This window comes from Aliikangiella coralliicola, from assembly GCF_007004725.1.
Lineage (GTDB): Bacteria > Pseudomonadota > Gammaproteobacteria > Enterobacterales > Kangiellaceae > Aliikangiella > Aliikangiella coralliicola.
The window spans coordinates 575974-590436 of sequence record NZ_ML660164.1 but is presented as its reverse complement, the minus strand read 5'-3'; the positions used below and the strand labels follow the sequence as shown (position 1 = coordinate 590436).

General features: G+C 42.7%; 4 protein-coding genes. All 4 read right to left on the bottom strand.

Features of this window, described 5'->3' with window-relative positions:
- The coding region (locus tag FLL46_RS27420; RefSeq protein ID WP_210418696.1) for a hypothetical protein at window positions 1-238 on the bottom strand (238 nt) is incomplete at its 3' end.
- Window positions 239-278: 40 nt separating this feature from the next.
- Window positions 279-1022 carry a hypothetical protein gene (locus FLL46_RS13455; protein ID WP_142894174.1) on the bottom strand — a complete coding sequence of 248 codons (744 nt, stop codon included), beginning with the start codon at window positions 1020-1022 and terminating at the stop codon, window positions 279-281.
- A gap of 11 nt (window positions 1023-1033) precedes the next feature.
- Entirely contained in the window at window positions 1034-7480 is a 6447-nt protein-coding gene (locus tag FLL46_RS13450) for a hypothetical protein (protein ID WP_142894172.1), read from the bottom strand.
- Between the two features lie 213 nt (window positions 7481-7693).
- Complete coding sequence (locus FLL46_RS13445) at window positions 7694-14449, bottom strand: hypothetical protein (protein WP_142894171.1); 6756 nt, start codon at window positions 14447-14449, stop codon at window positions 7694-7696.
- Window positions 14450-14463 lie beyond the last annotated feature (14 nt).

Sequence of the window (14463 nt, the reverse complement as noted above, 5' to 3'; positions counted from 1 at the left end):
ATTCATCACCAAATATTTCAAACCTATTGTATTTTTCATTAATCAAAATCTTATTTTCGAATAGGAATTCACTTCCACGGATATCAAATCGTGCTAAATTGGGATTACATTCATAGCTAATCGATGTCATATTTAAGAGCTTTTCGATTAACTCCCAATTTAGTTTAACTTTACATAACTTTAATTCTTCGTTAAGTTTTCCTGCATTTAATATAATGCTGCCATACGCTTCCGCCATGTGTCGATTCCAAATTTAAAAGTAGCCTATTAATATTAGATTAATCAATTTGTTCTCGCATTTCTTTGGCACGATCTTTTGCAGCCTTAGGAAAACTATCTCCTTCAATTATTTCTTTAAGTCTTAGGCATACACCGAGCTTTTGCTCACTAAGGCTTTTCGGATCTTTGACTAATGAGTACACCAAGTAAGCAATAGCATCAAAATATTCATTTGATGTATAGGCACTCGTGACAAGCTCTCTCCAATCATCAATCATCAACACAAATGGGCTATAGGGATTATCATCCTCTAAATACAAATATAGTCCCATCGACACCCAGCTAAACTTTGCTCTTAACTCTTCGTAATATTTACTTTTCTTTTTAAAATTTTCTTTGTCAACTTTTATTCCTTGAGGAAAAAGAGCTAGATAAAGCAATTGATCAAGACCATTGAAACAGGTAGCACCGCTATGCTCTTTGTCAGTAGAAGGAATATTGCCTAAAAATACATTTTGAGAAGCAGCAAGTTTAATACTTTCATCTTTTAGCTCGTAATTCTTTGTAATATTTTGAAAGCTATCCACATCAGGAAATTCCGAAAGCCACATCTCTAAAAGAGGGCCTACATTCCAACTTTGAATATATTCGCGAGACATATCGGAGTTATCATCAAAAAATGCCCTTAATTTATCAAAGTCCATATCATCGAGATTATCAATCCTTTTAATATTATCTAAAAACTCACTCCACTCTCTTTTCTGAGAATACTCTACCTTTATTCCATTCTTATTTAGACTCATTGTCATCAGCCCTAGTGATTTATAAGTTCATCTATAACATCATCTTCTAGTCCATCTAAAAGATAATCTTTTGCTTCATCAAGTAACCATGTTTTTATATTACGAAGTTTAAATTTACTTTTTGCCACTGAAAACATAAAGCTGGCAGCATTTTGCCTTGCAGAACTGTAGTCTAAACTCACATAGTCCATATTGTTAGATTGAGCCGTCGGCAATATTCTAATTTTTCTAATAATCTTATCAACATCCGCCTGTTCATAACTCTTATTAGTATTAGATTTTCTATAAAATTGCAACCACCACTCAAAGTCGTCCGACTTAATGCTGGAATTAAAGTTGGATGATGCACTTCCAACTCGATCAAGGTAAAACTGTCTGTGGTAACTATAGACACTTTTACTCATTGTCCACTTGTTCCAATCATTAAGATTAGGCTTCTTTTTTAACGATTTCACTTCAACCCAAACATGCCCGCTGCCAGTAATATCATCACCCGCGCTCCCTTTTAACAATATATCAACTCTTCTTTTTAATGAGGTATATTCTCTAGCCGGCAGCGGAGCTTTTTTCATAACTAAACTGATTTTCTTACTTACCTCAATACCCACAGGTTTTTTCTTCTCGTCTTGAGTTACTTCATACGCTAGCTGCTTTTGTGCCAACATGGCTAAATGAAATAGACCTCCTATATTTCTCCCGGAAACATAATTATCATCTTCCAAAGGATTAGCAAAAGCTTCAGCCATTTGAGTATTCAATTTGTTTCTTATCGCCTCAGGAAATGGCTTACATTCTGCATAAACCTCTGCACAATTATCATACATATGCGTTTCGAGGTAAGCGGTAACCGCAATAATTGATAGCGGAGACATCCTGAAGTTTCTTGAAAATTGCATGAACTTCTGAAACGCCTTTCTTTTTACACCATTTGCAGCCACTAGGATATACGGGCTATGCGTCAATTTTCTTAAACTAGGGAGATCTGTATTTTTCATTGCCTTACTGACACTTTTTACGTTTTGAGTCAGCTTTTTGGCAGCAGCGCTATTTACAATATTCATACGCTTTACTGCTTGATTAATAGTATTAGTTAAAATGGACGCATCAACTCTGCGTCCCAAACGAGATCTACTTGTTGCTATGGCATGAGGAGCAACCAGGTTAGAAATATAGCTATTGTCGATACTAGCAGTATCCAATTCAACCTGTGGTACTGTATCGCCATCCCAACCATCAGTCGGGAATCCAATGTATTCAACCCAAGTAAAAAAGTCATCAGCACTGACTATCGAATCTAATATCGCAGTCAAAGCCTCCCTGGACTCTTCATTAGCTGCCATCTCACCTAAAATCAACAGGAACGGTAGTGTATTTAGTACTCGATCAAACTTCCCTCTCATCAAATCATCACCAAATTTCCCCATTACCTCACCAAAAGCTTTGAGAAATGGCCTACCCCTCACACTCGCAAATATTTTTCTAATCGGCCCAAGCAAAGGTTTCAAAGGTTTAGCAACCGGGAAAAACGTCAATATCCCAACAGTACTAATCGCCAACTCAAACGGGTCAAAATCATCATCCCCCGAAAGCAAATACCACATTTGCTTAACAAAGCTAGCCGCTTCTTCATAGGGAATAATGAAACCAATAATATCAACAACTAGATCCCAAGCATCTTCCAGGAACCAATCAATAATTCCAGCGTGGGCCCGAGGTGCAAGGCCGTTTAATATTAGGAAACTATTTGGTGTAAATCCATCTTGGTATGCAAAGTCAATCGGCAGCGCACTAATCGATTGTGTCGTCGCAATATACCCCGCCATTTCTTTAAAATATTCTTTTGAGATAACACCAATGTATTGCCGCTCACTACCCTGCCTGATGGCCACTCGCATCGATTGCAGTGCAGAACCAGCTGCAACCTGATTTAAGTTACCAGAACTTTGAACGGTATAACTAACACTTCCAGCACCAACAAAATTTTCCGTTTTCGACGTCGAGCCGTCATCGAAAGTTAGCAGCGGTGCTGAAGCCCAATCATACAAACGGAAACTATTCATTCCACCGCTATAACCATCGCCAATTTTTAAGCCGCGACCACTTGAATATTCCAACGCGCCTGTCACAGCAACTGGTGCTGAGGACTGTCCATTCACTTCAATTTCCAGTTGGCCGTTATAAACTCGCCCCGCTATCGTTGACCATTGATCTTCAGGAATAGGCTGTGACTGAATTTGAAAACTGCCGTCAGTGGTTTTCACCGAAAAAACCAACCGGTTGCCACTAAAAGCTAGCGATTGCGATCCACTTTCGAGATTAAAAATTTCTCCCGACTGACTATCGGGTTTAATGTCAACTCTAAAACCTAATGCGGTCGGCGGCATCAATGCCGCATGTGGGTCGAGCAATATATGGCCATCGCTCTCAAAGTGATAACTTTTTCCAACACCACTCGGGCTGTCATTCGAAACGATAACATCTCCATCGATGACACCTCGGTGTAACCCTGTTTCTTCTTTCGCTAAAGTAACACCAGTACTTTCACTTTCGATTTCCTTCATGTAGAAAGCGGCGAGCGGTGATAAGTTAGGATCGGCCAGATCACCAAGCTGTAAGGTAATCGAATCGCCGGCAGCACCATTTAAAGAAATATCGGTACTTGTTTTGTAGGTCATCCCCATATTAGCGCCGTCAAAGCGCTCGTATTCCACAGTTCCATCCGTCGACTCATCGCCAACGACTAGCGCCTTGTACGCATCAATTTTACTATCAGCCGGTGGGTTGATATCCACAGAAGGCATCTTGACCGCTTCTAAACCAACTCGCGCAAAAAGTTCACCGTTAGTTGGGCTAAAACCAGTATGGAAATTTTTTGTGGCAACACCATTACCGTCAGTGACGACCGGGTTAGAATCGAGTTTACCCATGGTGGAAAAGAAAGTGACATCAGCGCCTGAAATGGCTTCACCATCTGCTGTTACCCTAACTGAGATAGGAACCAATTGCTCACTTTCAAAACTACTCGGTGTGCTGACAAATTGAATATCAAAGGGTTTAATTTCGAATTGATAAACTTCTTCTAAATCGCCTGCTTTAACCGTTAACTCGTTAACGAGCTGGCCTTTGTTATTACCTTTCAGTTGCGCAGTGACATTACCGTTCAAGGTACCCGGCTCATAATCAGCGATAATCGCATTACCGGAAACCGACAATTCAACAGAAGTATCATCCTCCACCCGATTACCGTGTTGGTCATAGACATCAATATTGACGTCTATTGCACCGTGGCCGAGAATGAAAGCTTCTCCATCGAGTGTTACCTGCATGCTCGCCGGTTTACCAGCCAATACTTCAACGGTTCCAAACTCAGCTTCAGTATCCGAATCTGGTAATTTCACCATGACTTTCGCACGGAAATTTTTCGTTGGCTGCATCTTTAAATCAGCAGTCGCAACTCCGGCATCTGAATTAGTTTCGATATTTTCTAGCGTGCCCTGGCCAGAATCAACTCGCCACTCAAAATTGACTGGTGTCCTATATTCTTCATCACGGCCAGAGTAACCGACTAGATAAGCCAACAACGGAAATTCAGGTTCATCGGCAGAAATGTAATAGGTGGTATCGCCAGTATCTTCATCGACCTCAATATTATCGTAACCTACATAACGCGTATCCAACACTAGATACTCAAATGCATATTCCCACAAAATATTGCCAGGGTCATTGTTGCTATATAAACGCAGACTTAAAAAGTCCTCGACATCAAGGCTAGAAAGGTGTTCCAGGTTTTCAAAACGCATTTGTTTATCGCTACCAAATTCCGCTTTGACTTCTTCTTCACCTAGCGCAAAAACCAGTTCCTGACCTGCGCCAAAAAAATCAAGAGGAGACATTTCCTTTTCAATCAAGTTATAAAGAATTTTGATCAAATCGTCAGAACTGGCAACGACTGGTTGTTCGTTATTGTAAATGGTGACCGAGGTTTCGCTGCCGTTTTCTTCGTCTACCCGGAAGATATTTTTCATCTCCAAGTCATACAAACTAAATTGCATTTCCGGACGATAAAACCATTTATAAATTGGGTCAGGCTTCTCTATCTCCTGACCCGGATTGTCACGTTTGAATTTCTTATACGCAGTATATTGCTCCCAGGTTTGCGTCTCATCAGCAACCGCAACCTTAAAAGGTACATAGTATTTCGGACGATACTGCAGCGGACCTTCCCCCGCACCAATGGTCGAGAAATCAGGGTTCTCACTTTTCTGCTCACCACTCACCTGAACATAAAAATGCTCCGACAAAGTGCCATCGCCGGTGATCTGAATATTCTCAGTGTTACGCCCCGGCTTAATCGAAAACTGTGCAAACTCACCGCCCTGAGCGGTCAACACATTATCACCCGAAACCTTCGCCAATCGTCCGGTATAACCTTCTTCTTCTAATTCCTTCGGTAACGGTGAGCCATCATGGTCAAACCATTCGGTTGTAACCTTCACCCAGGTATCCGAAGTCAGTGCCGCTCCCTCGTAACCGATCAGATATTCTCTTTCTTCATCCTTGGTTAAACCCGCCTCTACCGTGTACATTCTTTCCGCACTAATTTTCAAATTCGGCGGACGCATCACCAATTTGTCGGGATTTAGTGACGAAATAATACCGTTACGAAAGTCCTTACCATATTCCGTTCTTATGGTGGCCATATAACCGGTTTTTCGATTAATCGCTACGACTCGAATTTTTTCAAATGGTCTTAAATGGTCCGCTTCCCGCTCATGTAACGAAGGGTCCATTTCCGCTTCACTTTGCCACGCGCTATACCAATTGGTTCCCGAGCGACTGTAACGGTCTACAAAATCGAACGGTGCTGAGTCCGGCCCTCTTATCATCTGGCTGTAGAAAAACTCACCGGTATCATAATCTTTGCCGCCTTCTTTTCGGGTACTGAAGTCGCTGTCTCTCAGACCTTCAATTTTGGTGATTAACTTGCCATTCGATTCACGAAAAATAAAAATATCCGTTTCCTTAAAATCGTCTTCGCTTAAGGTTTTTAATAATCCCTGGTCTTTTAAGTCCGCCGCTTTATCAGCCAGGCGAACAAAGTCCGGTTGGCGCTTATCAATATCTTCACTTTCGGGATCTTGAGAACCACTACTCAGATAAACCCCTTGTAACTCACCATTCTCATCGGCGACAAAACGCGTCACCGGGTCGCCGTTCTCGTCAGTTTCTTCAACTTGATTTCCCAGAACCGTCGTTTCCGTTTCTTCATCACCGTCAAAGTCATACTTGGTTTCTGCAACTGGATCGGTTTCAGGTGCTTCATATTCATAAACGGTCGCACCATCAGGAATAGGCTCTTCTTCCCCTGTGGCTTCAGCCACCTGCTCATTACTGAAAAATCCGTTGCCGCCAATGACCGCGGTATCCACTTTAAAATTTTGCAGATAAAGCGGTGTGGTCATTGTCGCTTCTATCGACTGAACTGCCAGCTGCGCCATTAAACCACTCAACGATAATCCCGGTGGTGTAGCCCCCAAACCACTACAAAAATCATAACCCGGCTTCATCAGGTAATAGCTGCGAATTTTAGAGCCTCTTGGATTAAACCCTTTGTAGTGCAATGTCAGTGTATTGTTGGTAGTGAAGTCAAAAGTGAATCCCGGGCAAGAAGGTAACATGTAAAGAGCGGTATAAAACCCTTCATCATCGGTGACACCTTTGCCGCCCAAAAACGCACCGCCGCCGACATCAACGGGTGCTAAATGAATTGGTCCATAAATTTTATCGCCGCGCTCAGCCGTGTACTTATCTTCTTCGCCTTCAAAATAACCCACCTTAAAACCAATATTATGAGAGGACATTCTGACCACCTGTCCTTGCTCATTCAGCAGTACCGATTTAATCGCCAGGGGATCTATTTCACGGACATCATTCAGGTCGATAGGCACCTGCAGTAACATGGGTTCATTTTCGGGAATAAGCAGTAAATCATTCGACTTGACGTAGACTGATTTCACTCCGGGAAAAATTTCACCTTTAGCGTCATCTGTGATGGCCTGGCCATCTTTAGTCGTAAACTGTTGGTCGCGGTAGGCTTCTGCACTTAAGATATAAGCCCCGCGTGCCACACCGTCTTCATTATCTTCTTTAAACTTTTTGAAGTATTCGGCAATATTGTGATAGCCATAACCTGACATCACATAGGCCTTTTCCAGTTCGTCTCTGGCCACACCGATATCGCCGACCAAGTTACCGCTTTCATCATACTCCGCAAATATCGGTTTCTCGCTTGCCTCGTCATAAATTAATCCTTGTGACATCACGTAACCGGAACGGAAACGCCATTCCAGTATTCCATTCACTGCCATCGTAGGACTTATCAAAAAACCGGCCGCTAATAGAGCAAGTGTCCGTTTTAGGCCTTTTCCATTAATTAGTTTTTTTAATATTTTCATCATAACTTCAGTCTAAGTTTATAGTTTTTTATCATTTGCTATTACTTTTACAATGCAATAACAAATGACACTTTAAAAATGCTTATCTTTGTTTTTGAGAACATCAACCTCTTTGGGAGATGTCTACCGTCAAGCGGCACCAAGGCCGACTTCGCTCAACATGACAGCCACGTTCGGCTTCTCCCTACTTTTCTCCCACAAAGGGATTTAATTTATCTACTGTTGTAGATAAGCAATCAATGCCTGAATGCTTATCTTGTTATCAGCATAATCTTTTAAATGATCTTGCAGCGCTTCTGGTACAAACGCATAACCGATATAGTCCAATTTATTTAAGTGAAAATGCCCTTTCGAGTTGAGTTTAATTCCCTGTATTTCTCCAACACCGACTGGAACAAGCGCGTTACTGTTAGCCGCTCGACCTACTAACAACAGGTAGGTTCCATTGTCTGGAATATAGTCATAACTGTTGTAAAGTTTTGGCATGGATATGCTTAATTTCGGGTCACCGCTCACTTGAATTCCAACTGGCTGCACGGCATAAACCCAGCTTGGAATTGCTCCTTGAGTGACAGTCGCATCAATATCTGAAAGTTCAAGGAAAGAAATATGAACCTGGCCACTCGATTTTCCATCGGGATAAATCAGTGAAGCACTGGTGAGATCTAATTTTAACTCTCCACCAACCAGGTTAGCATCTTGACCACTTTGTAATGGCGTGAATGGCGTCTTAATATCAAGGATTGGTGTTTTAACAATTCCGATGTCATTTTTGCGGCCTTTCTCAATATTAATATTTCGCTCAACGACACCAAACTTCGCATTATCGAAAACAGATCCTGACGATACCAAACCATTAACTTCAACATTTGAATTAACAACTAACTTGTGAATACCTGACTGAAGCGCCTCTTGGCCTGAGTCGCCATAACCGAACTGGAAAACACCATCTTCGTTAGTAAAGGTGTCACGACCTTGTAAAGACACTTTAATGCCTTCCACCGGTTGCTCCAATTGATCATAGAGCGCGCCGCTAACAAATGTTGGTAGTGCTCTCACCTGATAAGCAAAGCGATGAAATTCGTCACCATCATAGCTAACTTTGACAAAGACATTTGCACCATAGGCGATATCTCGCTGAGGATAAAACGCATAAATATTATCGCCTGGTATTTGACTTAATCCGCCCGGTACTAATTCATTGCTACGATTAATGTCTTTGAGTTGATAACCTTTCGCTTCAAGAAAATCGAGTCCCCTTTCATCTTCATTAATATAAGTTTGACCACTAAAGGTTTCTCTAACTTCTATTGTCAGCAGGCTTGGGTCGATCGGCTTAGAAAAATAAAGTGCGATATAACCATTTGGCTCTGCATACCGTTCACCATTGACTGGCTCAGTTCTCGCCATGGCAAGCGGAATATCAGCCGGATTAATCAACTTAAATTCTCTCTGGCTTCCGTTAATTACTTCACCAGTACTCGACAAAACTTCAACAACCAGTTTGTGCTCGCCGCCTGATGCTGGGAACAACAATTCACCGTTGGCCAAGGTATCATTAATGGCTAGCGGCACCTGATGAGTGCCATCAACCGTCGCTCTAACGGTTTCGTTTTGTTGAATTCCTGTGACTCGCGCCAAAATCTGTAAATTGAAATTGGCATCGTTGATTAGAAAATCCTTATTACCTGTTGGTGCAATAATATCGATTTCAGTAACCGCATTGGATACCAATTTATAGTGTTCAACAGTCGTATTGCCTGATTGATCTTGCGCTTTAATTTCAACTTCCGACTCAACACCATTTTCCAATTCTAAATTTGCTGAAAATTCAAATTCATTATTGGTGGCGCCGGGCACGAGCGTCACTTGGTTCTGGTTAATAAATAGCGCTGATAAATTATCATCGGTGACAGTCCCTTCGATGAGGAAAGGATTTCGAGTAACTGCGTTAATTGTCGGCGAAACCTCTAGTGCGGTGGTCAACTGAATAACCGGCTGAGAATTATCCAGAAGATACGTAAAACTTTCCGAAATCACGGTCTCGCCATTCTGCGTACCAACAAACTCAATATTCACCTGCGATGCGGCTTGCGGGAAACTCACCGGTAAATTGAATGACTGACTATCAGGGCCTGTGCTAATTAAATGCACCGAAGCACCATTGGCTGCCAAACTTGATAATGCGCTACCGCTTATTTGACCTTGAATGATGAAGTTACTCTGGCCAACCGATGAACCAGGCAACGGCGAAATAATTTCAAGCTGCGGCGGTGTGATCTCATCCGGCGTTTTCAATATAAGTACCAGGGTCACTTCATCATTACCCGCGTTCGAGCTTGCAACAACCTTTAAACTGTTATCACCTTCACTTAACTGTAAATCATTAAAACTAAAACCATAGCTACCATCGTTATTCACGGTTAACTCGGATGTTATCTGACCCAGCCGAACCTCAATATCTTTCGGCGGTAAATCACTTTGCACTCGACCAATTAAATCAATTGAGTCAGAGGTTAGTTCTTGATTATTCGTGTGACTGGTAATTTCTATCACCGGCTTCAGAAGATCTTCTTTGGTAACTGTTACTGTGGCAGTAGCCTGATTGCCAGCAACATCTTTCGCAGTAAATGTAAGCAGGTTTTCGCCAACAGATAATGGAATCTCTACAGTAAAGTTATTACCATCGAGTAAAGCGTTAAACGATTGATTAGTTAACAAGGAAGAGTCAACCACAACCGACTCAATTTCATTGTCGTCGGAAACAGTTCCTGAGAGATTAATCGTCGCTTCGTTTGATTCTCGCTGTGATGCGCCATCAACAGTGATTTGCGGTTCAATCCCATCAATCATGATACTAATGGTCGCCGTGGCACTTTGTATCACAGCGACACCAGATTCAGAACTGGTATTAACCGTGCTACTAATTGTCCACACGGCTGCGCTAGAAGGAATTTCAACATTTAATCCGTTTGATGTTTCGCGCTCAATCGTGTTAGCGCCATCGGATAAGACAACTTTTAACGGACCTTCAGCATTCAAGTGTTCAAGATTCAAAACGATAACCGGCGCATCGTTTGCACGAAGCAACTCATAATTATCAGGCGACACTTGCTTTGCATTTAACTCACCGGCATTAGCGAGTTTAATTGCGAGCTGTTGCGCGTGATAATAATTTACCAATGGGCTTAACGGCCCATCGAGAGAGAAGGTTCCGTTATTGACTGGATTGGTAAAGTTTTTCCTGTTTTGGATCTGGTATTGATAAGTATTCCCTTCAACCGTGTGCGTATCTGCAAAATAATAGTTGCCATCGAATTGGCTATCGGCAGAAAAATCACTTTCACTAATCACAGCAATCGGGGTTGCACTAGTACCTGTCTGCCCGCGATAAATCACAAATTCATCCGCGTTATTCGAGGTCCAGTTCAATTGCGGTGCATCGTCAGCTAATTGAACCGAGGCGCCAGCAATCTCGTCGTTATTATAAGCAACGAATTGACTAACCAGATTACCCGGTTGACTAAGTTGGTCTGTGGCTGTGTGGGTTACAATCCTGTATTGATACGCGGCTTTGTTCTGAACATCAGTATCGACGTACTCAACCACATCAGACACGACGCTGACCATCCGCACGAAGTCGCCCCCCCAAGTGGCTTTTTCAATGTGATAACCGGCAATGTTCGTTCCCGAAGTGATGTTACTCCAGCTTAACTTGATAGTTTCATCGACTAATTGCACCGATAAATCATTCACCTGTTCTAGCAACCAACGAGTGCCATCTTCTGGATAAATATCCTGATCGTTATTAACACCATCGCCGTCTCTGTCCAGATCAGCGTTATCACCGATACCATCACCATCAAGGTCGCTAGATTCATTTGGATCTAATGGAAACGCGTCGTCACTATCAAGAACACCATCATTATCATCATCGGTATCAGCGTTGTTGCCGATTCCATCGCCATCGGTATCGATTGACTCAGTGGCATCTAGTGGAAACGCGTCGTCGCCATCAAGCACACCATCGTTGTCATCATCGGGATCGGCATTATTGCCTACTCCGTCTGCATCGGTGTCAACTGATTCATTCGGATCAAATGGAAACGCGTCATCGCCGTCGAGGACACCATCATTATCGTCGTCAGGATCAGCGTTGTTACCGATGCCATCGCTATCAGAATCAAACCATTCGTTTGGATCTAATGGGAACGCATCTTCACCGTCATTAACGTCATCATTGTCATCGTCAGGATCAGCGTTGTTACCGATACCATCATTATCAGTATCAACTGATTCATTCGGGTCTAGAGGAAAAGCATCCTGAGCATCACTGACACCATCGTTATCGTCATCGGTGTCCGCGTTATTACCAATACCATCGCTATCGGAATCTTCCCATTCGGTAGGATCATTGGGAAAAGCATCTTCGCTATTGATGACGCCATCACCATCATCATCTAATCCACCACCAGATGCGCCAGTCACTGTCACGGTAACTACATCGCTAAAAGAACCGCATTGAGTTTTGTTTTGATCAGTACAGGCCGATAGCAAATAACGGTATTCACCGTCAGTAGTTTTACCCAGTGATTTGGTTAAGTTAGTGCCCTGTGTTGGAACAAAAACCCAGTCTCCATTATTCACACTTTCCATAATATGGTAGGCATTGGCTCCCACCACCTGATCCCAACTTAAGGTGTAGCTACCGTTATTGTTAGCATTATCAACCGTAAAATTAGTTGGTTTATGCAAAGTATTGGCGTCGGTGAAATAAACAGGGAAAACCAAGCTATGACGATTAGTGTAACCGGTTTCAATTCCTTGACAACGCACGTGTTTAATATGAGTGTGATCACCATATAGCGTCATACGAGTTTTATGGATCCGCTTATCGTCAGAGTCAAGATCGCGCGACCAGTAGCGAAAGGTTCCATTGTCTTTCACTTTGTGTCGACAAAGCGCATCGATATTCGTTGAAATTATCAGGTCTATTTCGCGGGTTCCATCAGGGTGTGGACCACTGCCTGAAACATAGGTCATCACCGGAGGAAAATGTAATGGGTTAGCGCCAACAGACACAATTGCTTCCCAGCTAAATTCACTACAGTGATTTCTTTCAACATCGGTACAAGCACTAATTTTATACTGATAGCGTCCTTCAATTGGACGACTCAAAGAGACACTCAGCTCACCATCAACCAGTGGAATTGGCGTCCAGACTTCATCGTCCCTTTGTTCCATCATATGATAATAAATCGCACCGTCAACCGAATCCCAGGTCAGGGTAAAGTTGCCGTCAAGATTCATTGGAATATCGGCCACCAAGTTTTCCGGCTTTGACAGAATGGCTGAGTTGCCAAATTCAATCGGGAAAACAAAGCTGGTTTTGTTGTAATACTTGGTCGCGATTGCCTCGCAACGAACATAGACTTGTGTATTATGCGGGCCGTAAACTTTGACTTTGTTGTAATGTTCACGATTGTCGGTGGTTGTGAAATCGTGTCCCCAATAGGGATAGATACCAGAATTACTTCCGCTGTATCGGCACTTTGCATCGAGATTGGTTGAGATAGTTATCGCCATCTCGCGCGCTTCATCAGGATAAGGCCCCTTCCCTAAAACATAACTAATCACCGGCGGAAAATGAGCGGGATCAGCGCCGACAGAAACAACGGCTTCTTCGCTAAATTCACTACAGCTGTTAGCAGCCTCTGAAGTGCACGCGCTAATTTTATATTGATAACGTCCTAACGCTGGTCTGTTCAATGACAAGCTCATTTGTCCGCTTTGAAGTTCGAGCTTATTCCAATAGTTCACTTCATTTTGTGGATCTTCGTACAATTCCACCAAATGATAACGAGCAGCGCCGTCAACAGCATCCCAACTTAAAGTAAAATTACCACCCAAATTCATCGGGAGATCGGCAACAAGGTTTTGCGGTTTCGTTAAAATATCCGCTTGCCCAAAATAAATTGGAAACTTAAAACCGACTTCGTTGGCATAACGTGTGCCAGCGGTCTGGCAACGAATATAAATCTGAGTATTATTATCACCAGTAAGTTTCAGGCGTCCAGTATGAGTCCGATTATCCGCAGTTGATAACTCTTTTGACCAATATTCAAATATACCAGTGTCGTTGTTACTTGCACGACAGGTAGCGTCGATATTAGTGGCGACAACATATTCTATTTCTCTGGTACCATCAGGGTAAGGACCACTACCTGCCAGGTAACTAATTTCCGGCGGAAAGTGCATTGGATTAGCCCCAACCGATACGACCGCAGCGTTGCTAAACTCGCCGCAATTAGCCAAAGTGTTGTCGCTACACGCGGCGACTTTATATTGGTAGCGACCATTGTCAGCTCGATTCAAAGAAATATTTGTTACGGTAATCGGTTGAGCAGTCGATGCCTGAGCGGAAACCCAAGTGCCATCTTCAAATTGTTCCATCACCTGATAGCTCGCTGCTCCGCTGACCGCGCTCCAGTTAAGCGTAAAATTACCGTCAGTATTCATTGGCGTGTCAGCAGTTAAGTTTTCAGGTTTTGCAAAAATACTGCTATTACCAAAGTAGATCGGAAAAACAAAACTGGTATCGTTAATTCCTTGCGTATCAACCGCTTTACAGCGCAGATATTTTTGCGTGTTAGTCTCGCTGCCGAGACTAACAGTAATTTGATGGGTACGTTTGTCCGTTGAAGAAAGCTTTTTCGACCAACTGTTAAATTCACCACTATCTTGCGCACTGGCACGACATTCAGCATCAACGTCCGTCGAGATGACCATCAATGTTTTATTAGTCCCTGAAGGCAATGGGCCGCTACCTGAAACATAACTGATAACCGGAGGCTCACCAGAAGACGAGTCGCCGGTGTATGCTTGAGCCTGGTCGATTACCAAAAACGCGCACAACATGAACAATGCGTTGGTAGTGACTTGTTTTATGGTGTTCCCCAAAATCCTTATCATTTTTTTCTCTAGCT